The sequence below is a fragment of the Oxalobacter paeniformigenes genome, assembly GCF_027158465.1.
Lineage (GTDB): Bacteria > Pseudomonadota > Gammaproteobacteria > Burkholderiales > Burkholderiaceae_D > Oxalobacter > Oxalobacter paeniformigenes.
Genome location: NZ_JAMKYL010000005.1, coordinates 15918 through 38239 on the forward strand (window position 1 = coordinate 15918; position 22322 = coordinate 38239).

Sequence of the window (22322 nt, forward strand, 5' to 3'; positions counted from 1 at the left end):
GACAGATCAATCATGACGCAGCATTTCACGTGCATGATTGAGCGTTGCATCCGTCATTTCGACACCGCCCAGCATACGAGCGATTTCATCGACACGCCCGGCATCATCGAGCAATACAATGCGCGAAACAGGATGAGAAACATGCGCGGCAGCCACCTTGCTGACCTGAAAATGCTGGTGTGCCTGACTGGCGACTTGCGGCAAATGCGTGACGCACAATACCTGATGTTCCTGTCCCAACCGTTTCAGCAAACGGCCGACCACTTCTGCCACAGCGCCGCCGACACCGGAATCCACTTCATCGAAAATCAGCGTCGGTGTGGCAGTCGCACGCGACGCGATCACCGATATCGCCAACGCGATACGGGCAAGTTCACCGCCGGATGCAACCCTTGCCAGCGGGCGCAACCCCGTTCCGGCATGACCGGCAACCATGAATTCCACCTGATCCGTACCATATGCATGTGCAGGACAACGTCGAATATCCACTGCAAAACGCCCGCCCGACATATGCAAATCATCCATAACGGCCGTTACGGCACGCCCCAGATCATCAGCTGCCTGCCGACGCTTGGCGGAAACTTCCTCGGCCAGAGCGCAATACCGCTCTTTGGCATGACGCTCCTGCTCTTCAAGCGCCCCCAGATCCGAAGCCTGCACGCATCGAGCCAAAAGTTGCCGTCTGTTTTCAAGTTCCTCAGACAATTGCTCAGGTCGCACCCTGAACTGGCGTGCTGCCGAATGCAACATTTCCAGACGCTTTTCTACCGACTGCAACTGTTCCGGATCAAGATCGGTACGTGAGAGATAATCCCTGAGACTGTAAGCGGCTTCCTGAAGCTGGATACCCGCCGACTCCAGCAATTCGACAACCGGCGATAGCTTCACATCGATCTCCGCCAACCTGGAAAGTCGCTGTCTGACGGCATTCAACCTCGACAACACCGGCATATCGGACTCGGAAAGCTCCGACAACGCCTCGCCGCTCCCCTCGATCAAACTGGCTGCATGAGATAAACGGTCATAATCGCTGTTGACCTGCTCCCATTCACCGGATTTCGGCGCGATCTTTTCCAGTTCACCAATCTGCCATTCAAGCTGTTCCTTTTCAGCCAGCCATTTCGCCGAATCGGCCTTCGCTTCATCGATCTGTTTTCGCAAGGCCTGCCATGCGCTAAACCGTAATGCCAGTTCCGCGACATCCGTTTCCAGTCCGGCATGCCGGTCAAGCAATTTCCGCTGTTCATCTTGCCGAAGCAACAACTGATGGGCATGCTGCCCATGAATATCGACCAGCATCGCCGCCAGATCACGCATCTGCGATGCCGTCACCGGCACTCCGTTGACAAATCCCCTTGATCTTCCAGAGCGGTCGATCGTCCTGCGCACCAGAACGGATTCATCTTCACAATCGATCTCATTGGCTTTGAGCCAATCCGCCACCCCATCGACTGTATTGAATTCCGCACGGATATCGGCCTTTTCTGCACCTTCACGAATCATGCCGGCATCTGCACGACCACCGAGCACCAGTGCCAGCGCATCAATCAGAATGGATTTTCCCGCTCCGGTTTCTCCGGTCAATGCCGAAAAGCCGGAATCGAAATCCAGTTCGACTGAATCGACAATGACAAAATCCTGTACCGACAGCGTACGCAGCATGGCAATTCCGTATTCTTATCCCCAATGATTCATGATATTCCCAACGGTTCTCACTGCAGGCGCGCCCGTCTCAATCCACCTTTTCCCGTCGTGAAATCTCGTTCCAGTGCAACTTGTTGCGCAAGGTATCGTAATAACTCCATCCCATGGGATGCAAAAAGGTAATCGTATCGGCAGAACGCTTGATGAAAATCCTGTCGGAAACCCTCAGGCTGGCAAACGATTGCGAATCGAAATTGATACTTGGCTGATTGGCCTCGACCACCTCGACGACGATCTCACTGGTATCCGGGATCACGATCGGCCTGTTCGACAAGGTATGCGGAGCGATCGACACCAGAACGATACCCGCCAGATTGGGATGCAGCATGGGACCGCCAGCCGAAAGGGAATAAGCCGTCGATCCCGTCGGAGTCGAAATAATCAGACCATCGGAACGTTGCTGATACATGAAGTGGCCATCCACATGCACCCGAAGATCGATCATACCGGAGCCGCCTCCGCGTGAAATGACGATATCGTTAAAAGCCACCGAATGATGAATGGTTTCACCCGAACGGATAATCGATCCCTCGATCAGAAAACGCTGTTCGGACACATACTTGCCCTTGAGCATCTTGTCCAGCACCAGCAGCATCCGATTCAACGGAATATCGGCCATAAAACCGAGATGGCCATGATTGATACCGATCATCGGCACACTGTAAGGCGCCAGCTGCCGCGCGATCCCCAGCATGGTACCGTCGCCGCCGATGACGATAGCCGCTTCCGCTTGCGCACCGATTTCCTCAAGATTCATCGATGTAATGCCAGGAAGCGAAATATTGGATGCCGTTTCCGATTCATAGACGACCGTATGCCCCGCCTCGACCAGAAAATTGGCGACTTTTTCCATCGACTGTGTAATGCTGCTGATATACACCCTGGAGACGAGTGCGAAAACTTTCTTCTTCGTTTGCATGTTTATCTGGGGATGAACTGTGAATACTTTCAGATTACACCAAAAAACACATCTGAAACATAAAATTATCCTCAAACCAACAACTGCAGCCATAAATCGGGCATCACACCGGCGACATCCCCCATGCAACACAAGAACCCGATACAGTCACCGGTATTGCACCAAAGCATCATGGCGCGGCACGACGTGCATCGTCACCCCCCGTGTTCCCGACAAAACCCATGCAATCCGGACAAGCATAAAATAAAACAGATATTTGATTTAAAATATTCCGGTTAATCCTACGAACATCCGTTTGAACATGTCACTCGAACCGCGCGCGCAAACCTTGCTCAAGACACTGGTCGAACGCTATATCGCCGAAGGCCAGCCTGTCGGCTCGCGTGTCTTGTCCAAACTGTCCAAACTGGATCTGTCTCCGGCCACCATCCGCAACATCATGGCCGATCTGGAAGAAATGGGCTTTGTCGCCAGTCCGCACACATCGGCTGGCCGGATACCGACGCCGAAGGGTTTCCGCGTTTTTGTCGATACCCTTCTGACCGTACAACCGGTCAGCGAAAACTCCATCGGATCCAGTCTGCAACTGACCACCCGTATCGGGCAACCGCAAAAAATCATCGCCAATGCGGCACAAATGCTGTCATCCCTGACACAATTCGCCGGTGTCGTACTGGCGCCACAACATGAATCCGCCTTTTCTCAAATCGAATTTTTGCGCCTGTCCGAAAAACGGATACTGCTCGTTATCGTCACACCGAACGGCGATGTACAAAACCGGCTGCTGCTGACCGAATCGGACTACACCCCATCGCAACTCAATGAAGCTGCCAATTACATCAACCGTCATTACAGTGGCCTGAGCTTCAACGAAATCCGCCTTCGACTGCGCAATGAACTGAAAGAAATCCATGGCGACCTCACCAAGTTGATGCAAACCGCCATCGAAGCAGGCAACGAAACCATCGCCGACAATACCGAAGACGTCGTGATCGCCGGAGAAAACAATCTGCTCAACGTCCACGACTTCACCTACGATCTCAATTCACTGCGCAAACTGTTCGCCATGTTCGAACAGAAAACCCAGTTGATGCAACTGCTTGACATATCGAGCAAGGCCAGCGGCATCCAGATCTATATCGGCGGTGACTCGCAGCTGGTGCCCATGGATGACATGAGCGTCGTGACCGCCCCCTATCAGGTCAACGGAAAAATCGTCGGCACCCTGGGCGTCATCGGCCCGACACGCATGGCCTACCAGAAAATCATCCCGATCGTGGACATCACAGCGCGTCTGCTGTCGAACGCGCTGAGCCACTCCAGCTCCATCAGCGATACTGATTGATTTCGTCACGTGTCCGGATCGCGGCACGTCTGGAAATCGCGGCATAATTTTCGTTTTCGCCGATACCTGCATAAAGAATGGCGCGCGATGAATTGATCATCATGCCGCGCCCGTCCGCCGTTTTTCCTGCGGCGACCGTCGCTTCCACATTGCCGCCCTGCGCGCCGATTCCCGGAATCAGCAACGGCATATCCCCCACAATACCGCGAACCTCTGCGATCTCATGCGGAAAAGTCGCGCCGACGACCATGGCGCACTGTCCGTGCACATTCCACTTTTCGGCTACCAGGCGGGCGACATGCTGATACAACGGCACAGTCCGACCTGACACATTGACTTCAAGAAACTGAAGATCCGAACCACCCGGATTGGACGTACGTGCCAGAATAATCGCACCCCGGTCACGATACTCAAGATAGGGTTCGACAGAATCGAATCCCATATAAGGACTCAAAGTCACGGCATCGGCGTTATAGCGTTCAAACGCCTCGCGCGCATACTGCTGCGCCGTCGCACCGATATCGCCACGTTTGGCATCCAGAATCAGCGGTATATCCGGATATTGCTGCCGGATATACGCACAGATGGCTTCCAGCTGATCTTCTGCGCGGGCCGCATGGAAATAGGCGATCTGCGGTTTGAATGCACATACCAGATCGGCGGTCGCATCCACGATTCCCTTGCAAAAAGTATAAATCGCATCCGGTTTCCCACGGAGATATTCCGGAAAACGCTTGATATCCGGATCCAGTCCGACACACAAAAGTGAATGGTTCTTTTCCCAAGCAGCCGATAATTTCCCGATAAATGTCACTGTCAAATCTCCGTCCAAAAATAGCGTTGCCGAAACCGGTCATATTATCACCCAGCAACAACCCGCTTATCCAGCGAAGAATGAAAACGGCACCGATTTCTTCCAGCCTGCCCCCTTCATGACCGCCTGTTACATCAAACAGGCAAGACAAAACGACAAAAAGGCAGCTTGCGCTGCCTTTTTACGGGCCTGTCGTGGCGTCATTTCACCTTGTCAGTCTGTTTGCCGACTGCGCTGCAATCGTTTTCTATGATGATCACGGTCGGTGGTCCGTCCATACGCGAGACACCCGGCGCACTGACAGACACCGGTTTTTCGACAGGCGCCACGTAACCTGCCGTTATCGGCAATAACGGTACCACGAGCAACGCCACGATATTGATGATCTTGATCAGCGGATTGACTGCAGGTCCCGCCGTATCCTTGTAAGGATCGCCCACCGTATCACCGGTAACCGCCGCCTTGTGCGCATCGGACCCCTTGCCCCCGAAATGTCCGTCTTCGATATATTTTTTGGCATTGTCCCATGCTCCACCACCGGTCGTCATGGAAATGGCGACGAACAATCCCGTCACGATCGTTCCCATCAGCACACCGCCGAGTGCGGCCGGGCCGATGAGCAAACCGACCAGAACCGGAACGATCACCGGCAACAATGAAGGCACAATCATTTCACGGATCGCAGCTGAGGTCAGCATATCGACCGCCTTGTCATACTGCGGTTTTGCCGTACCTTCCATAATGCCGGCGATCTCCCTGAATTGCCGCCTGACTTCCAGCACAACCGAACCGGCAGCGCGACCGACCGCTTCCATGGCCATCGCGCTGAACAGATACGGAATCAGACCGCCGATAATCAGACCGATAATCACGCGTGGATTCGACAAATCGAATGCCGTCGACAAACCGATCGAATCCAGTGCATGGGTATAGTCCGCGAACAGCACCAGCGCAGCCAGCCCTGCCGAACCGATCGCATACCCCTTCGTCACAGCCTTTGTCGTATTGCCCACTGCATCCAGCGGATCGGTGATGGCACGAACCGATTCAGGCATTCCGGCCATTTCCGCAATACCACCCGCATTGTCCGTAATCGGGCCATAGGCATCCAGTGCGACCACGATACCCGCCATGGACAACATGGAAGTCGCGGCCACCGCGACTCCATACAAACCGCCACAGAACTGGTATGTCACATAAATGGCGACACAAACGGCAAGAACCGGATAGGCCGTCGATTTCATCGACACACCCAGACCGGCGATAATATTCGTCCCGTGTCCTGTCGTCGATGCTTCGGCAATATGCCTGACCGGCTTGAAATCCGTCCCGGTATAGTATTCCGTGATATACACCATCAGTCCGGTCAGCACGATACCGGTCACCGTCGCGCCGATCATCTGGTAGCGCATTTCCTCCGGCATGATCCAGCAAGTGACCCCGATGAATCCGATCAGGGAAAGAATGGCCGACCACCACAATCCCTTGTACAGTGCCGACATCACTTTCTTGTTCGGATCGGCCTTGACCATCTGGCAACCGATAATGGAACCGATGATCGAAACACCACCGAGCAAAAGCGGATAAATCACCGCCTCTGTCGTTGCATGCGTCACCAGCAGGGCTCCCAGCAACATCGTGGCGATCAGCGTCACGACATACGTTTCGAAAAGGTCGGCCGCCATACCGGCGCAGTCTCCCACATTGTCACCGACATTATCGGCGATCACCGCAGGATTGCGAGGATCGTCTTCCGGAATACCCGCTTCGACCTTGCCGACCAGATCGGCGCCGACATCGGCTCCCTTCGTGAAAATACCGCCGCCCAGACGTGCGAAAATCGAGATCAGCGAAGCGCCGAAAGCCAGCCCCACCAGCGGTTTGATCAGATCATGTTGCGAAAGTGTGTCAGCCGATGGCAAATAAGTCAGGACCAGATAAAAAACCGCGACGCCCAAAAGTCCGAGGCCTGCCACCAGCATCCCGGTAATGGCGCCCCCTCGGAAAGCGACATTCAATGCACTCTGCATACCGTTTACCGCAGCCTGCGCCGTCCTCACATTGGCACGGACGGAAACATTCATCCCGATAAAACCGCAAGCACCCGACAATACCGCACCGATCAGGAATCCGATCGCGGTCGCGAAACCGAGACCGGGCAAAAGGGCGATCACGATAAACAAAACAAGCCCGACAATACCGATCGTCCGATATTGCCGGGCCAGATATGCTGCTGCGCCCTGTTGAATGGCGTGGGCAATCTCCTGCATCCGTTCATTGCCGGCATCCTTTGACAGAATCCAGCTTCGTGTAACCAGGCCGTATATAACCGCCAATACACCACATGCAACCGCAAACCACAAACCTGCCGTCATTTTGCCTCCTTCTGAAAAAGGGGTTTACTTCAGTTCGACAAGCGCGTCGATGCCCACCCAGCCTGTTTTACTGTTTCAGCGCATCCACAATGCTCGCTCGTATTGCATCAATCTGTCCGACACCGGACAATTTCCGGTAACGCGGTGCTCCCGGTTCGCCGGATGCAGCCCATTTGCCGTAATAATCCACCAGAACTTCCGTCTGGTCGTGATAAACCGCCAATCTCTTCTTGACCGTTTCTTCCTTGTCGTCATCACGGATGATCAGATCTTCCCCTGTCACATCATCTTTACCTTCGACTTTCGGCGGATAAAACTCGACATGGTAAGTCCGTCCCGACGCAGGATGTACCCGCCGGCCACTCATACGGGCAACGATCACATCATCCGGCACATCGATTTCAACGACATAATCAATGGCGATACCTGCCTCTTTCATGGCTTCTGCCTGACCGATCGTACGCGGGAAACCGTCGAACAGATAACCTTTTTCACAATCCGGCTGTTTCAGACGATCCTTGACCAGATTGATGATCAGCTCATCCGATACCAGACCACCTGATTCCATTACTTTCTTGGCTTCAAGACCCAACGGCGTTCCGGCCGCGACGGCAGCTCGCAACATATCACCCGTCGAAATTTGCGGAATACCATACTGCTCACGAATGAACGTAGCCTGTGTACCCTTTCCCGCTCCGGGAGCTCCCAACAAAATAAGACGCATTGCAAAATTCCTAGAAAATGTCAAAAAACGACGGTACTGCCCGTGCGAAATGCACAGAGCGTTCCGGTACCGCAAACCATACCGTCTTTCAAATTTTCGATTTTACATTGGAATGCCGACAATTTCGATAATTGTCATGTCCTATCGCGCAAATCGAAAACACGCCGAACCCGCTCCAGATCCTCGATCGTATCCACACCGGCTTCCGGAATTTTTTCCGTGACATGCACCGCTATGGCATAGCCATGCCATAGCACACGCAACTGTTCCAGCGATTCGGTCTGTTCAATCGGCGAAACCGGCAACGACGAATACATCCTCAAAAACTCATTGCGGAATGCATAAATTCCGATATGCCGTAACGCATCAAACGGTTGAGGAAAACGCTTTTCCGTCTTCGCATAACCATCCCGATACCAAGGAATCGGAGCACGCGAGAAATAAAGCGCCTTGCCGAAACGATCCAGCACAACCTTGACATAATTGGGATTGAAAATATCTTCCGGCTGCTCCATCCTGTGCGCAGCCGTCGCCATCGGTACCGTATCGGAGACCCGTTCCGCTGTCGCCGCGATCAGTTCCGGATCAATCAACGGCTCATCGCCCTGAACATTGACTACCGTGGCAGACAACGGCCAATCCATCTTCAAGGAAACTTCCGCGATCCTGTCCGTTCCTGACTGATGATCCTTTCTGGTCAACACCGCACGAATGCCGAAACCGGCACAGGCATCGACAATGGACTGGTCATCTGTCGCGACAATACTGTCGAGCGCACCGGACAACCGTGCCTGCTCCGCCACCCTGACAACCATCGGTTTGCCACCGATATCGGCCAGCGGCTTGTTAGGCAATCTGGTCGAAGCCAGTCTCGCTGGAATCACCACATAAAAAGACTTCATTTTTCATCCCCCGTCATTACCGGTTCTGCTTCAGGATACTGTTCGATGGCTCTGGCCTGATCGACCCACATGATAGGAATACCATCCCGTATCGGATACGCCAGCCGGTCAGCACGGCATATCAGTTCCTGTTTTTCCTTGTCGAATTTCAGCGGTCCCTTGCACAATGGACACACCAGTATTTCAAGCAATTTGGCATCCACGACATTTCTCCACAATACGGCGTTCCGGTTCATTATCATCGAACTCCGCCCTGACCGGAACCACCCACAACCGTCCGTCATCCTTCAGTCCGGCAATCTGCGCACACTTCACCGCATCTTTTTCGGTAATCAGAATCCTGTCGGCCCGTACCTGCGCAAACGGATTGAACGAAAAATCGAAATGATCAGGCAATGGCATCTCTGAAAACGACAACCCCGCCTGACGCAATGTATTGAAAAAACGCGCCGGATTGCCGATACCTGCAGCGGCGACGATCTCGCCCTGCATATCCGCCAGACGCATACAGCGATTGCGATCGACCAGCTGTTCGATGCGATCGTTCTTCAGTTGCATCCTGTACAGTTCGGGCGTATAAATCGGATTGCCCGGAGACGGATAATTTCTGCCGTTGATGATTGTGAAATCCCCTTTTCTGGACAACGGCTCCCGCAGGGGACCTGCCGGCAACATCCACTGGTTACCACCGCCACGACTGTCGAAAAGCATGATCTCGACATCGCGTTTCAGGGCATAATGTTGCATCCCGTCGTCAGACACGATGATATCGACTTCCGGATGCAGGGAAAGCAGGTGCCGCCCTGCTTCTGCGCGATTGCGGCATACCACCAGTGGGCATCCTGTTTTCTGTACGATCAGCAACGGTTCATCACCTGCTTCTGACGGCCTTGATGAATGCAATACCTCACGAGGTAAATTCCCCGACGCACCATACCCACGTGAAATGACTCCGGGATGGAACCCGGCCCTTTTCAGGACATCCACCAGCCAGATCACTACCGGTGTCTTGCCTGTACCGCCAACGAAAATATTGCCGACCACAACAACCGGTACCGGCAATCTCACCGACTTGAACCAGCCCTTGCGATAACCGAAACGACGCACGGCAACGACGAGACGAAACAAAAGCGACAACGGCCACAGCAGTCTGGCAACCAGCCCGCGCCGCATCCAGACGCTCATCCAGTAATTCGCATGACTGACTTCGACTGTTTTCAAGGATACCTTTCCTTCGGTGGACACCTCATTGCGGTTTGACCGTCGCGAACGTCAACCGTTCCAGACCCGCCAGTCTGGCCGCTTCCAGCACATTGACGATATGCTGGTGACGTGCCGCACCATCGGCGGAAATCACGACCACCGGTCCCTTGCCATTTTCATCGAAACTGGCACGCTTGCGCATTTCCGAGGCGAGTTGCGATGCGTTTTCATACCGGATCGTTTCCTGACCAATCGCAATACGCCCGGAAGCATCCACCGTCACCGTCAATTCATCCGGCCGATCCGGAACATTTTCGGCCGTCGCAGTCGGCAGCGTCACCTGCAACTCGGAATATTTGCTGTATGTGGTCGTCACCATCAGGAAAATCAGGATCACCAGCAGCACATCGATGAACGGAATCAGGTTGATCTCCGGTTCCTCATGCGCCTTTCCTTTCCGGAAATTCATGATTTTCCCCCTCTGTCAGGAACGGCGTGCCGCACAAATGACATCGACCAGACGGGATGACTGCCTTTCCATCTCGATCAGAAAACTGTCCACCAGCGCCCTGAAATGACGGTAAAAAACCAGCGTCGGCATCGCGATCAGCAAGCCGAAACCGGTGTTGTACAAAGCGACGGAAATACCATGCGCCAGCTCGGCCGGATTCGACCCCACAGCGCTTTGCGAGCCGAAAATCTCGATCATCCCGACGACTGTTCCGAACAGTCCCATCAGCGGCGCCAGCGTCGCAATCGTCCCGATCGTCGTCAGAAAACGCTCCATCTGCAACGCTGCCGTACGGCCGGCGTCTTCCATCGCCTCGCGCATATCGTCACGCGAAACATCGGCATGTTGCAATCCCGTCGCGAGCACGATTCCCAGCGGAGAGCTTTTTTCAATACGAGAAATGGCCATATTGTCGACACGGCCGTCACGATAATCGCGAATCACCTGATCGAGCAACCCGTCCGGCAAAATCCTCTTGCGTCTCAAATACCAGAGCCGCTCGATAATCAGCGCCAGTGCGATAACCGATGCAATCAGCAACAGCCAGATCGGCCATCCGGCTGCCTGAATGATATAAAACACATTGGCCTCCCAACGAATGCGTTTGCCTATTTTGCCCGGGCAGGTGCCGTAAACGGCACCTGCCCGCCCCCTTACAGGCCCAACCTGTCTTTCAGTGCGGCAATAGCCTTTTTCACCTGTGCCGGCGCGGTTCCACCGATATGATCCCGCGCACCGACAGAACCTTCCAGCGTCAGAATCTTCAGCACATCGGATTCAATCAGATCGGAAAACATGCGCATCTGTTCCAGTGTCAATTCACTCAGATCGCATCCCTTTTCGACACAGTAGCGCACGGCCCTGGCAACCGCTTCATGCGCATCGCGGAAAGGCAAGCCTTTTTTCACCAGATAATCGGCCAGATCCGTCGCCGTCGCATACCCCTGCAATGCAGCCTGACGCATCATTTCGTGCCGTACGGTAACGGCACCGATCATATCGGCGAAAATACGCAAGGTATCGGTCACCGTATCCACCGTATCGAACAACGGCTCCTTGTCTTCCTGATTATCCTTGTTGTAAGCCAGCGGTTGTCCTTTCATCAGCGTCAGCAATCCGACAAGATGTCCGTTGACCCTACCCGTCTTGCCTCTGGCCAGTTCCGGCACATCGGGATTTTTCTTTTGCGGCATGATCGAGGAACCGGTACAGAAGCGATCCGCCAGATCGATGAATCCGACCCGCGGACTCATCCAGATAATCAGTTCTTCCGACAGACGCGAAATATGAGTCATGACCAGCGCGGAAGCGGCACAAAACTCGATCGCGAAATCACGGTCGGAAACCGCATCCAGCGAATTGCGACAAACATCCTCGAAACCAAGCGTCTTCGCAACCCGTTCGCGATCGATCGGAAACGTCGTACCAGCCAGCGCGGCAGCTCCCAGCGGCAGGCGGTTCACACGGTGTCTGCAATCGGAAAACCGTTCGATATCACGATAAAACATTTCCGCATAAGCCAGCAAATGATGGCCGAACGTCACCGGCTGCGCGACCTGCATATGCGTGAACCCCGGAAGGATCGTACTGTAATGGCGTTCAGCCAGATCGATCAGTGCATGACACATCCGGCGCAACAGATGGTCGATATCATCGATCGCCGCACGCAAATACAAACGGATATCCGTCGCTACCTGATCGTTTCTCGAACGGCCGGTATGCAAACGCTTGCCTGCATCGCCAATCAGATCGGTCAGACGGCGTTCGATATTCATATGCACGTCTTCCAGACCGATCTGCCAGTCGAAACGTCCAGACCTGACTTCCTCGCGTATCTGCGCCAGTCCACGCTGGATATCGGCATAATCCTGTTCGCTCAGTATCTTTTGCGCACACAACATCTCCGCATGCGCCAGCGACCCCTGAATATCGAACTCAGCCAGTCGTTTGTCGAAAGTGACCGACGCCGTATAGCGTTGCACCAATTCATCAACCGGTTCCGAAAAACGGCCGGACCAGACATCACTTTTCATAGAAGATTGTTCGCTCATAATAAAATCCCGTTGAATAGGCTGGATTATAGAACAAGCCGTACAAAACCACGACAAGACACAGACACTTTCCGGCAGCACCTAAGAAAATCCCCGCACGAGGCGGGGATTTCCATAACCTGCTTACGACGCTTATCTGGAAATATCCCTGACAGCGCCACGATCTGCCGATGTCGCCATGGCGGCATACATCTGCAATGCCTTGGAAACCTGACGCTTGCGATTGAGCGGTTTCCATGCATTGGTGCCTTTGGCTTCCATTTTTTCACGACGTTTTTTCAGTTCGTCATCCGATACTTTCAGATGAATGCGACGTGCCGGAATATCGATTTCGATTTCGTCGCCTTCCTCGATCAGACCGATGGCGCCGCCCGATGCCGCTTCCGGGGAAGCATGACCGATCACCAGACCGGAAGAACCGCCAGAAAAACGTCCGTCCGTAAACAAGGCGCAGGATGTCCCCAAGCCTTTCGATTTGATATAGGACGTCGGATACAGCATTTCCTGCATGCCCGGACCGCCTTTCGGTCCTTCATAACGGACAATGATGACATCGCCAGGATGAATCCGGTCACCCAGAATCGCTTCGACCGTATCTTCCTGACTTTCGAAAATCCGCGCCTTGCCGGTAAATTGCATGATGCTGGCATCAACCCCCGCCGTCTTCACGATACAACCGTTTTCCGCAATATTGCCATGCAATACCGCCAGACCGCCATCCTGCGTATAGGCATGTGCCCTGTCACGGATACATCCCGACACACGATCCAGATCCAGATCGGCATGACGGGCATTCTGCGAGAACGCTTCCTGTGTTCTGACGCCACCCGGAGCTGCCTTGTACAAGGTACGGACTGCTTCGTCCTGCGTCGTCATCACATCATATTTGCCGATCGCATCACCCAGCGTCGTACCATAAACCGTCCTCGTGGACGGATCGATCAGTCCGGCGCGGTTCAGTTCGGCCATGATCCCCAGAATCCCGCCTGCACGATGGACATCCTCGACATAGTAATCATGCGTGGCAGGAGACACTTTGCACAGGCATGGAACGCGACGCGAAACCCTGTCGATATCGGCCATCACGAACGGGATTTCCCCTTCGTTGGCCGCTGCCAGCAAATGCAGCACCGTATTGGTCGAACCGCCCATGGCCACATCCAGCGCCATGGCGTTTTCCAGCGCAGACTTGGTCACGATACTTCTCGGCAATACGGAAGCATCGTCCTGTTCATAATACCGTTTGGTGATTTCCACAATCTTGCGTGCCGCTTGCAGGAACAATTCCTTGCGATCGGCATGCGTCGCCAGAAGCGTACCGTTTCCGGGGAGCGCCATGCCCAGCGCTTCCATCAGGCAATTCATCGAATTGGCGGTGAACATGCCGGAACAGGAACCGCACGTCGGACAAGCAGACCGTTCGTAATCCATCACCACTTCGTCGCTGTTGTTCGGATTGCCCGCCTGGATCATTGCATCGATCAGATCAACCTTGATGACCTTCTGACCTTGCGTAACCCCCATGAGCTTGCCGGCTTCCATGGGGCCACCGGAGACGAAAATCGTCGGAATGTTCAACCTCAACGATGCCATCAGCATTCCCGGAGTGATCTTGTCGCAATTGGAAATGCAGACCATGGCATCAGCACAATGTGCATTCACCATATATTCGACCGAATCGGCGATCAATTCACGTGACGGCAACGAATACAACATCCCGCCATGCCCCATGGCGATACCGTCATCCACGGCGATGGTATTGAATTCCTTGGCAATGCCGCCTGCCGCCTCGATCTCGCGGGCGACCAATTGTCCCAGATCCTTCAAATGCACGTGTCCGGGTACAAACTGGGTAAACGAATTGACCACCGCAATGATCGGTTTGTCGAAATCGCCGTCTTTGACGCCTGTTGCACGCCACAGCGCACGTGCACCGGCCATATTCCTTCCGTGAGTCGAAGTCCAGGAACGATATTGAGGCATGTGAAAATCTCCCATTTATTTTGCGATAACGGAATATTTTGACACGAAATCGGAAAGTAAACACCAGAAAGTCTGCACCTTTCTGCACATCCTCTCGGCATCCGGTAGTCAAAAAGACCGTTTTATTTGCGCACAGACCGCCAAAAAACCTTAACTTGTGCCAAAATTCAACCCTTGTAAAAAAGCCTGGATGTCAATCCGTCCAACCCAACGAATATGCTCGTACACCCATTACCCGACCCGGTCGCCTTTTCTATCGGACCGCTTGCCGTCCACTGGTACGGCCTCATGTATTTGCTGGCCTTCATCCTGTTTTCGGTTCTGGGCCGCATACGGCTGAAACAGCCGCATATCATGCAGGCGGGCTGGACAACAAAAAACCTGGACGACATGCTCTTTTACGGCGTGCTCGGCGTCATCATCGGCGGACGACTGGGCGAGGTGCTCTTCTATAACCCGTCCTATTTCTTTTCCCATCCATCCCAGATATTCGCCGTCTGGCACGGCGGCATGTCTTACCACGGCGGTTGTCTTGGCGTCGTCATCGCCGCATGGCTGTGGTGCCGCAAAAACCACCGGAATATCCTTGCGACACTTGACCTGATCGCCCCACTGATACCGCTGGGATACGCAGCCGGACGACTGGGCAATTTCATCAATGCCGAATTACCCGGCAGAGTCGCCGATCCTTCGCTGCCCTGGGCCATGATCTGGCCGAATGTCGACATGTTGCCCCGCCATCCGTCACCGCTTTATCAAGCACTGGTGGATGGCGTGCTGATATTCATCCTGATCTGGATTTACGCACGCAAGGAACGCCCGCTTGGCGCGGTCAGTGCCATGTATGCCTTTCTGTACGGTGCAGCACGTTTCCTGACGGAATATTTCCGCACCCCCGACTACGAAGTTTCCTTTGCTGGCATCACCATTTCCGCAGGACAAATGCTCTCGGTCCCCATGATCCTCATCGGGCTGTTCGCACTGTATCTGTCCTACGCATATGCAGCCCGCAAAAAAGGGCGGTAACCCGCCCTTTCATCGCTCGTCATCGGAAAAATCCGCGTCTTTCAACACTTTTCTGATGACCGTTCCGGAAAAGCCCCTCTGCTGCAAGAAACGGAATTGACGCGCCTTTTCGCGCATATCAGACGGCGCGGTACCGAATTTTTTCTTCCAGACAGACTGTGCCCGTTCGAACTCACTGTCTTGCAATTCCGCTTCCGCATGAGACAACGCCGAACCGGAAACCCCGTGCCGCTCCAGTTCCATCAGCACGCGCGCATTTCCATAGCGCGCAGACTGCCGCCGGACATATGTTTCGACAAAACGCGTCTCGGACAAGAAACCGCGTTCCTTTAACCACGCCAGCAATGCAGCCAGATCGTCACCTTCCGCTGCATAAGGCTGCAGTTTGCGTTCCAGTTCAGCCGGACTGTACTCACGAATGGACAAATAACGCAATGCCCGAGCCTTCAACGTCAATTTCTGTCTCAGCATGCCCGTTCCGATATCCTCTCACCGGCTGAACGACACATCATGCCTCCGGTGATTCACTACCGGCATCATCCTGCAAAGCAGGCAACTCACGAACGCCATAGAACACCCTGACCCGATTCTCGATTTCACGCGCCAGTTTCGGATGCGTGCGCAAATAATTGCGAGCATTATCCTTTCCTTGCCCGATCCGCTCTCCGTTGTAGCTGTACCATGAACCTGCCTTTTCCACGATTTTCGCCTCAGAGCCCAAATCGAGAATTTCCCCTTCACGTGACGTCCCCTCGCCATACAGGATATCGAAATACGCTTCCTTGAACGGCGGTGCAGTCTTGTTCTTGACCACTTTCACGCGCGTTTCGCTACCGATCACTTCGTCACCCGACTTGATCGAACCCGTACGACGGATATCCAGACGGACAGAAGAATAAAACTTCAGCGCATTGCCCCCTGTCGTGGTTTCCGGATTGCCGAACATCACCCCGATCTTCATTCTGATCTGGTTGATGAAAATGACAGTTGTGTTGTTTTTCTTGATACTGCCGGTCAGCTTGCGCAATGCCTGCGACATCAGTCTGGCCTGAAGACCCGGCAACGCATCACCCATATCCCCCTCGATTTCCGCTTTCGGCGTCAGTGCGGCCACCGAATCGATCACAATCAGATCGACGCCACCGGAACGAACCAGTGCATCCGTAATTTCGAGCGCCTGCTCTCCGGTATCCGGCTGCGAAATCAGCAAATCCGGCAAATGTACCCCCAGTTTCTGGGCATACCCGACATCGAGCGCATGTTCCGCATCGATAAACGCGCAAGTGCCCCCGATCTTCTGCATTTCCGCAATGACCTGCAACGTCAGCGTCGTTTTCCCTGACGATTCAGGCCCGTAGATCTCGATAACCCGTCCACGCGGCAAACCTCCAACGCCCAGTGCGATATCCAGACCAAGCGAACCGGTCGAGACCGTAGGAATTTCCTCTACCACCACGCCGGGCGCCATGCGCATGATAGACCCCTTGCCGAACTGTTTCTCAATCTGAGCCAGCGCCATGGACAGTGCCTTGCTCTTTTCCTGACTGGATGCGGTTTTGTTATCGTCCATAAGATTCTTTCCGTTTAGACTGCCAATAAAAATTCAAGATCATATGCCTGTATATATTAACAGTAATTTTGAAAAAAAATGTACTATTTGCGGACAACGATCAAAATTTATTATCGTTCTGTCTCCTTTAAAAGGATATGGCTTTTCAGCTATAATATCGCCAACACCGTATGCGAGCGGTTGTTTCAAGGCGAAGACGTTGGCAACTGTTCTGACGGTAACTGTATATGTAGTAAGTGCGAACATTTATGCCATTGCCATCAGCAACCCCCAAACGTGTTCTGAAACACACCAGAACCATCCAGGTACAGTTTTTCTATCGGGACGACGAGTTATGGGATATCGACGCCCATTTTACCGATGTCAAGACGCATGAACTGTTTCTTACCTCGATCGTCATTCCTGCCAAACGTCCTTTGCACAACCTGTGGATACGCCTGACGATCAATGCGCAAGGCACCGTTGTGGATGCCCATGTGGCATTCGACGATGTTCCGTTCGAAGGTTACTGCGAAAACATCCATTCACGGTACAAACAACTGATCGGGCTGAACGTTCTTCATCATTTCCGCCATGAACTTCACGACAGGTTCAAGGGAATCAACGGTTGCACCCATATGAATGAACTGGCCGAAGCCATTCCATCCGTTGCGATGCAGGTATTCGTCTTCGGCGAGGAAGAAGCGCGTGTCAAGGCAGCCTTCCAGAAAGCAGGCGAACGACCGTTCCATCTGGACCAGTGTCATTGCATGGATACATCCGGACCGGCCGTCGAGAAATTTTATCCTGTCTGGTCCATTCACGCCGAACACGACAAACAATCGTGACCTGTACACGGCTTGCCCCTGTACAAGCGTCTGCCGCACAGTCCGTCCCCTTCGGGAAACGTCATATGCCATCCAGCCGCATTGCTTCCTCGTCACCCGTATTAAGTGTCACCGAACTCAACGGCATCGTCGCTAATCTGCTCACGCAAAGCATTCCGCTACTGTGGATATCCGGCGAGATCTCAAACTTCACGCGAGCCGCATCCGGACACTGGTACTTCACGCTCAAGGATGACAAAGCGCAAGTCCGGGTCGTCATGTTCAGAAATCGCGCCCAACTGGCGAATTTCATACCGCGTAATGGCGACCATGTCGAAGTTCGTGCAACCGTATCGCTATACACACCCCGTGGCGACTTCCAGCTCAATGCCGAAGCCATCCGCCACGCAGGAGCAGGCAGCCTGTACGAAGCCTTTTTGCGCTTGAAAGCAAAACTGGAAGCAGAAGGACTGTTCGAGCAGAGTCGCAAACGTCCGCTTCCATTACTGGCACGTACCATCGGTATCGTCACCAGCCCGAAAGCGGCTGCCTTGCGGGATATTCTGACAACACTATACAGAAGAGCGCCGCATATTTCGGTCATTCTGTATCCTGCAGCAGTTCAGGGCGCCGACGCACCTGCAGCCATCGTACAAGCCATCGAAACAGCGTCCGAACGGGCGGAATGCGACGTATTGCTGATCTGCCGCGGGGGCGGCAGCATTGAAGATCTGTGGAGCTTCAACAACGAAAATGTCGCACGTGCCATCGCCAACTGCACGATACCGACCATTTCCGGTATCGGCCATGAAACCGATTTCACAATCGCGGATTTCGTATCCGATTTGCGTGCACCCACACCGACAGGGGCTGCCGAACTGGCTGCACGTGCGCGAGACGACTGGATGGAATGGCTGTCCACACAAGCCGGCAAACTCAAGTACGCCATGAAACGGCGTCTGGAAAAGACGATGCAGGAAACCGATTCGTTTTCGAGAAGACTGATCAGCCCATCCACCTACATCACGAGCGAACGCCTCAAATCCCAGACACTGGCCACCCGGTTGGCTCATACCGGTACAAACACACTGGCTGCATGGCGACACGAGCTGGCGAACATGCGCACCCGACTCAAGGCACAATTGCCTGACACCGTGCCACTGCATACCCGTCTTTCGCATCTGCAGGACTTGCTGGCACGAACGATGGCCGCACAGCTGACAAACCACCGCAAAAACATCCAGTCCCTATCCGCACAACTCGAACTGCTCAGTCCGCAACGGACTCTCGAACGGGGCTATGCCATCATGACCGACACGGAAGGCCAAATCATCCGTTCTCCCGAACAACTTCCCATACATGCGCCAGTATCGGTCCGTCTGGCAAGCGGAACTGCACAAATCCGAATCGAATCGGTTCAGGACGCCATCGAATAAAACGATCAAACCCCTTCTATTTCAAACAAAAGCCGATACTGCCGCATGGCATAGCGATCCGTCATGCCGGCAATATAGTCGGCTATTTTGCGTGCCTGCTCATATTCGTCACGACTGGCAGAACGATATTCCGGAGCAAGCAACTGAGGTTCTTCCATAAAAATCGAGAAAAGTTTGCGCACGATACGACGTGCCTTGCTGGTCATCCGGTTGACCTGATGATGCCGGTACAAATGCTCGAACAGAAACTGTTTCAGTATCCCGGATTCGCTTGCCATGACATCGGAAAACGCAATCAGCGGTTCGGCATCACGAACATCATCGACCGACCGTGGATCGGCATCACGTATCCGGGCCATGGACGTTTGGGTCAGATCGCAAATCAGTGCACTGATCATCCTCCGTATCGTTTCGTGAATGGCACGCCGTTCGGTAATATCCGGCATCGCCAGATGAACCTCTTTCCAGAAACGGGCAAACAACCCGACATCCATCAGCTGCTTCACTGAAAGCAATCCGGAACGCAAGCCATCATCCACATCATGATTGTTATAGGCGATCTCGTCGGCCATATTGGCCAGCTGCGCTTCCAGCGAAGGCCGCCGGTTTTCCAGAAAACGCTGTCCCACATCGCCCAACCGCTGCGCAGTTGCCGTATCGCAATGCTTGAGAATCCCCTCACGCGTCTCATAAGTCAGGTTCAGCCCGTCAAATGCGCCATACCGCTCCTCGAGCATATCCACGACACGCAGGCTCTGCAAATTGTGCTCGAACCCGCCATAGTTTTTCATACAGGCATTGAGCGCATCCTGACCGGCATGACCAAACGGCGTATGTCCCAGATCATGCGCCAGCGATATGGCCTCCGTCAGATCCTCGTTCAACGACAGATTGCGCGCGACCGACCGTGCGATTTGTGCCACTTCAATACTGTGTGTCAGGCGTGTCCGGAACAGATCGCCCTCATGATTGACGAAAACCTGCGTCTTGTATTCCAGACGTCTGAATGCGCCGGAATGTACGATCCTGTCCCGATCACGCTGATATTCGGTACGCGATATATCGGAAGGTTCCGCAAAGCGGCGCCCTCGCGAAACCGCAGGATCGCATGCATAAACGGCCAGTTTCGGAGATCCCATGCGGTTTCCTTTCTTTCAGATCAGACACTCTCCTGGCCAGCAGCGGAACTTTCACGAAGTGTGGCACTCAGCAAATCCATCGGCACAGGGGTCACCACTGCTTCACCCAACGTCTTGAGCAACACGAACTGGATTTCACCGCCTGCATTTTTCTTGTCGACCTGCATCAATCCGATCCAGCGTTCCGTTCCCAGCGCAGGCGACACGACCGGCAAACCCGCTTTTTCCACCAATGCACGGATCCGGTCCCGCAAAGTCGCGTCCAGCCAGCCCATGCGACATGACAGATCTGCCGCCATCACCATGCCGCAACCTACCGCCTCGCCATGTAGCCATTCCCCATACCCCAGTCCTGCCTCTATCGCATGTCCGAAAGTATGTCCGAAATTCAGTATCGCCCTCAATCCCGTACTTTCACGCTCATCCTGACGCACGATATCGGCCTTGATCTCGCACGAACGACGAATGGCATAAGCCAGCGCATCCCTGTCGCGTGCCAGCAAGTTGCCGATATGGTCTTCCAGCCATTCGAAAAACGGCATGTCGATAATTGCGCCATACTTGATCACTTCCGCCAGCCCGGCGACCAGTTCACGATCCGGCAACGTATCCAGTGTTTTGGTATCGGCAATCACTGCCTCGGGCTGGTAAAACGCCCCGATCATGTTTTTGCCGAGCGGATGATTGATTCCCGTCTTGCCGCCCACCGACGAATCCACTTCGGCCAACAACGTCGTCGGCACCTGTACGAAAGGCACCCCTCGCATGAAACTTGCCGCTGCATATCCCGTCATGTCGCCGATCACACCGCCACCCAGTGCCACCAGCGTCGTCTTCCGGTCGCATTTGTGCTCCATCAGAAAATCGAATATTTTCATCAGGCTGGTCCAGTTTTTCTCCTTTTCGCCATCTGGCAAAACAAGCGACTGTACCGTTTTGCCAGCCGCTTCGAGCGAACGAGTCAATGTTTCCAGATAAAGCGGCGCAACGACTGTATTGGTGATGATGACGATGCGCTTGCCGGAAATCAGCCTGCCCAGCAAAGCCGTGTCCGTCAGCAGGTCGGCGCCGATTTCGATCGGATAACTGCGTTCGCCGAGATCGACTTCAAGATGAGTATCGCTGTTTTTCATGATCGTTTGTACTTTCTTCGTGCGGTTCGCAGGTTGTTTTTTCTGTTTTCGGGCAGTCTGGCCTTTCTGGTAATTCGCCAGCTGGGCCATAATCGACTGCACCATGGCATGAACATTGGGCCTGCCTGTATCCACGATAATATCGGCCACCTCACGATACAGGGGATCGCGCTGTCTTGCCAATTCTTCCAGTTTTTCTTTCCGGTTTTCGGTTTGCAACAACGGACGGCTTTTATCATGCATGGTCCGTTGCAAAATATTATTCACACTGGCACGCAGATAAATAACCGTTCCTCTGGCCTTCAGGTGTTTCCTGTTTTCCGGATGAATCACCGCACCGCCACCTGTCGCCAGCACCACTCCGGAACGTCCGGTCAAATCCCTGATCGTTTCGACTTCACGGCGCCGGAAACTTTCTTCCCCCTCGATTTCGAAAATCCATGAAATCGTGGCGCCGGTACGCGCCTCGATCTCGTGATCCGAATCCACAAATCTCATACCCAGCCTTTTTGCCAGGAGACGACCGACGGTCGTCTTGCCAGCACCCATCAGGCCGACAAGAAAAATATTCTGTTGCATAAAAAAATAACTATCGTTTCCGTATTGCCGAATATATCAGATATATCCCCTCGCAATCGCAATTCTTTTGCAGGCTCACACATACATCCTGAAACAGTTACT

At 53.7% G+C, this 22322-nt stretch carries 20 protein-coding genes; 4 read left to right on the forward strand and 16 right to left on the reverse strand.

What is annotated here, in order from left to right; translation table 11 throughout:
* Positions 1–6: 6 nt before the first annotated feature.
* Together recN and NAI64_RS06765 are read right to left on the reverse strand one after the other, a co-directional pair.
* Positions 7–1662 (reverse strand): DNA repair protein RecN, encoded by a 1656-nt coding sequence (recN, locus tag NAI64_RS06760; protein WP_269299021.1) that lies wholly within the window; start codon positions 1660–1662, stop codon positions 7–9.
* A gap of 70 nt (positions 1663–1732) precedes the next feature.
* The gene (locus NAI64_RS06765) at positions 1733–2623 is read right to left on the reverse strand and encodes an NAD kinase (protein ID WP_269299022.1); all 891 of its coding nucleotides are present in this window, start codon (positions 2621–2623) and stop codon (positions 1733–1735) included.
* Between the two features lie 301 nt (positions 2624–2924).
* Between NAI64_RS06765 and hrcA the strand changes: the two genes are divergently transcribed.
* Complete coding sequence (gene hrcA, locus NAI64_RS06770) at positions 2925–3968, forward strand: heat-inducible transcriptional repressor HrcA (protein WP_269299024.1); 1044 nt, start codon at positions 2925–2927, stop codon at positions 3966–3968.
* Here hrcA and pyrF read toward each other — a convergent pair.
* The 10 genes from pyrF to ilvD form a co-directional block, all read right to left on the reverse strand.
* Complete coding sequence (gene pyrF, locus NAI64_RS06775; protein ID WP_269299026.1) at positions 3952–4782, reverse strand: orotidine-5'-phosphate decarboxylase; 831 nt, start codon at positions 4780–4782, stop codon at positions 3952–3954. The two genes, hrcA and pyrF, sit on opposite strands and share 17 nt — an antisense overlap.
* Positions 4783–4982: 200 nt before the next feature.
* Positions 4983–7157, reverse strand: a complete 2175-nt coding sequence (locus NAI64_RS06780) for a sodium-translocating pyrophosphatase (RefSeq protein ID WP_269299028.1) — start codon at positions 7155–7157, stop codon at positions 4983–4985.
* Positions 7158–7224: 67 nt separating this feature from the next.
* Positions 7225–7881 carry an adenylate kinase gene (adk, locus tag NAI64_RS06785; protein ID WP_269299030.1) on the reverse strand — a complete coding sequence of 219 codons (657 nt, stop codon included), beginning with the start codon at positions 7879–7881 and terminating at the stop codon, positions 7225–7227.
* 134 nt (positions 7882–8015) lie between these two features.
* Positions 8016–8783: a 3-deoxy-manno-octulosonate cytidylyltransferase gene (gene kdsB, locus NAI64_RS06790; protein ID WP_269299032.1), complete on the reverse strand. Its 768-nt coding sequence runs from the start codon at positions 8781–8783 to the stop codon at positions 8016–8018.
* Positions 8780–8986 (reverse strand): Trm112 family protein, encoded by a 207-nt coding sequence (locus tag NAI64_RS06795; RefSeq protein ID WP_269299034.1) that lies wholly within the window; start codon positions 8984–8986, stop codon positions 8780–8782. Before NAI64_RS06795 ends, kdsB begins: the two co-directional genes overlap by 4 nt.
* Positions 8967–9968 (reverse strand): tetraacyldisaccharide 4'-kinase, encoded by a 1002-nt coding sequence (gene lpxK, locus NAI64_RS06800; RefSeq protein WP_331282618.1) that lies wholly within the window; start codon positions 9966–9968, stop codon positions 8967–8969. The genes NAI64_RS06795 and lpxK overlap by 20 nt, the downstream gene beginning before the upstream one ends.
* A 61-nt stretch (positions 9969–10029) precedes the next feature.
* The gene (locus NAI64_RS06805) at positions 10030–10455 is read right to left on the reverse strand and encodes an ExbD/TolR family protein (protein ID WP_269299035.1); all 426 of its coding nucleotides are present in this window, start codon (positions 10453–10455) and stop codon (positions 10030–10032) included.
* A gap of 15 nt (positions 10456–10470) precedes the next feature.
* Positions 10471–11079 carry a MotA/TolQ/ExbB proton channel family protein gene (locus NAI64_RS06810; protein WP_269299037.1) on the reverse strand — a complete coding sequence of 203 codons (609 nt, stop codon included), beginning with the start codon at positions 11077–11079 and terminating at the stop codon, positions 10471–10473.
* A 71-nt stretch (positions 11080–11150) separates the two neighbouring features.
* On the reverse strand, positions 11151–12548 hold the full coding sequence (argH, locus tag NAI64_RS06815; protein WP_269299039.1) for an argininosuccinate lyase: 1398 nt from the start codon (positions 12546–12548) through the stop codon (positions 11151–11153).
* 132 nt (positions 12549–12680) lie between these two features.
* Positions 12681–14531, reverse strand: a complete 1851-nt coding sequence (gene ilvD / locus NAI64_RS06820; RefSeq protein WP_269299041.1) for a dihydroxy-acid dehydratase — start codon at positions 14529–14531, stop codon at positions 12681–12683.
* 216 nt (positions 14532–14747) lie between these two features.
* Between ilvD and lgt the strand changes: the two genes are divergently transcribed.
* The gene (lgt, locus tag NAI64_RS06825) at positions 14748–15557 is read left to right on the forward strand and encodes a prolipoprotein diacylglyceryl transferase (protein ID WP_269299043.1); all 810 of its coding nucleotides are present in this window, start codon (positions 14748–14750) and stop codon (positions 15555–15557) included.
* A 9-nt stretch (positions 15558–15566) separates the two neighbouring features.
* On the opposite strand, the gene recX is transcribed toward lgt, so the two are convergent.
* Together recX and recA are read right to left on the reverse strand one after the other, a co-directional pair.
* Entirely contained in the window at positions 15567–16028 is a 462-nt protein-coding gene (recX, locus tag NAI64_RS06830; protein WP_269299045.1) for a recombination regulator RecX, read from the reverse strand.
* A gap of 37 nt (positions 16029–16065) precedes the next feature.
* On the reverse strand, positions 16066–17127 hold the full coding sequence (gene recA, locus NAI64_RS06835) for a recombinase RecA (RefSeq protein ID WP_269299046.1): 1062 nt from the start codon (positions 17125–17127) through the stop codon (positions 16066–16068).
* 248 nt (positions 17128–17375) lie between these two features.
* Here recA and NAI64_RS06840 point away from each other — a divergent pair, with 248 nt between their 5' ends.
* A complete protein-coding gene (locus NAI64_RS06840; RefSeq protein ID WP_269299047.1) occupies positions 17376–17954 on the forward strand; it encodes a DUF2889 domain-containing protein in 579 nt (192 codons plus the stop codon).
* Between the two features lie 65 nt (positions 17955–18019).
* Positions 18020–19369 carry an exodeoxyribonuclease VII large subunit gene (gene xseA / locus NAI64_RS06845; protein WP_269299048.1) on the forward strand — a complete coding sequence of 450 codons (1350 nt, stop codon included), beginning with the start codon at positions 18020–18022 and terminating at the stop codon, positions 19367–19369.
* A 5-nt stretch (positions 19370–19374) separates the two neighbouring features.
* Here xseA and NAI64_RS06850 read toward each other — a convergent pair whose 3' ends face one another.
* Together NAI64_RS06850 and aroKB are read right to left on the reverse strand one after the other, a co-directional pair.
* Positions 19375–20508: a deoxyguanosinetriphosphate triphosphohydrolase gene (locus NAI64_RS06850; RefSeq protein ID WP_269299050.1), complete on the reverse strand. Its 1134-nt coding sequence runs from the start codon at positions 20506–20508 to the stop codon at positions 19375–19377.
* Between the two features lie 20 nt (positions 20509–20528).
* On the reverse strand, positions 20529–22220 hold the full coding sequence (aroKB, locus tag NAI64_RS06855) for a bifunctional shikimate kinase/3-dehydroquinate synthase AroKB (protein ID WP_269299052.1): 1692 nt from the start codon (positions 22218–22220) through the stop codon (positions 20529–20531).
* Between the last annotated feature and the right edge of the window lie 102 nt (positions 22221–22322).

Bases quoted from the DNA above. Each gene is read 5' to 3' on its own strand.
- recN (WP_269299021.1), bottom strand. From the start codon at position 1,662: ATGCTGCGTACGCTGTCGGTACAGGATTTTGTCATTGTCGATTCAGTC.
- NAI64_RS06765 (WP_269299022.1), bottom strand. From the start codon at position 2,623: ATGCAAACGAAGAAGAAAGTTTTCGCACTCGTCTCCAGGGTGTATATC.
- hrcA (WP_269299024.1), top strand. From the start codon at position 2,925: ATGTCACTCGAACCGCGCGCGCAAACCTTGCTCAAGACACTGGTCGAA.
- NAI64_RS06780 (WP_269299028.1), bottom strand. From the start codon at position 7,157: ATGACGGCAGGTTTGTGGTTTGCGGTTGCATGTGGTGTATTGGCGGTT.
- adk (WP_269299030.1), bottom strand. From the start codon at position 7,881: ATGCGTCTTATTTTGTTGGGAGCTCCCGGAGCGGGAAAGGGTACACAG.
- kdsB (WP_269299032.1), bottom strand. From the start codon at position 8,783: ATGAAGTCTTTTTATGTGGTGATTCCAGCGAGACTGGCTTCGACCAGA.
- lpxK (WP_331282618.1), bottom strand. From the start codon at position 9,968: ATGAGCGTCTGGATGCGGCGCGGGCTGGTTGCCAGACTGCTGTGGCCG.
- NAI64_RS06805 (WP_269299035.1), bottom strand. From the start codon at position 10,455: ATGAATTTCCGGAAAGGAAAGGCGCATGAGGAACCGGAGATCAACCTG.
- argH (WP_269299039.1), bottom strand. From the start codon at position 12,548: ATGAGCGAACAATCTTCTATGAAAAGTGATGTCTGGTCCGGCCGTTTT.
- ilvD (WP_269299041.1), bottom strand. From the start codon at position 14,531: ATGCCTCAATATCGTTCCTGGACTTCGACTCACGGAAGGAATATGGCC.
- lgt (WP_269299043.1), top strand. From the start codon at position 14,748: ATGCTCGTACACCCATTACCCGACCCGGTCGCCTTTTCTATCGGACCG.
- recX (WP_269299045.1), bottom strand. From the start codon at position 16,028: ATGCTGAGACAGAAATTGACGTTGAAGGCTCGGGCATTGCGTTATTTG.
- recA (WP_269299046.1), bottom strand. From the start codon at position 17,127: ATGGACGATAACAAAACCGCATCCAGTCAGGAAAAGAGCAAGGCACTG.
- NAI64_RS06840 (WP_269299047.1), top strand. From the start codon at position 17,376: ATGCCATTGCCATCAGCAACCCCCAAACGTGTTCTGAAACACACCAGA.
- xseA (WP_269299048.1), top strand. From the start codon at position 18,020: ATGCCATCCAGCCGCATTGCTTCCTCGTCACCCGTATTAAGTGTCACC.
- NAI64_RS06850 (WP_269299050.1), bottom strand. From the start codon at position 20,508: ATGGGATCTCCGAAACTGGCCGTTTATGCATGCGATCCTGCGGTTTCG.
- aroKB (WP_269299052.1), bottom strand. From the start codon at position 22,220: ATGCAACAGAATATTTTTCTTGTCGGCCTGATGGGTGCTGGCAAGACG.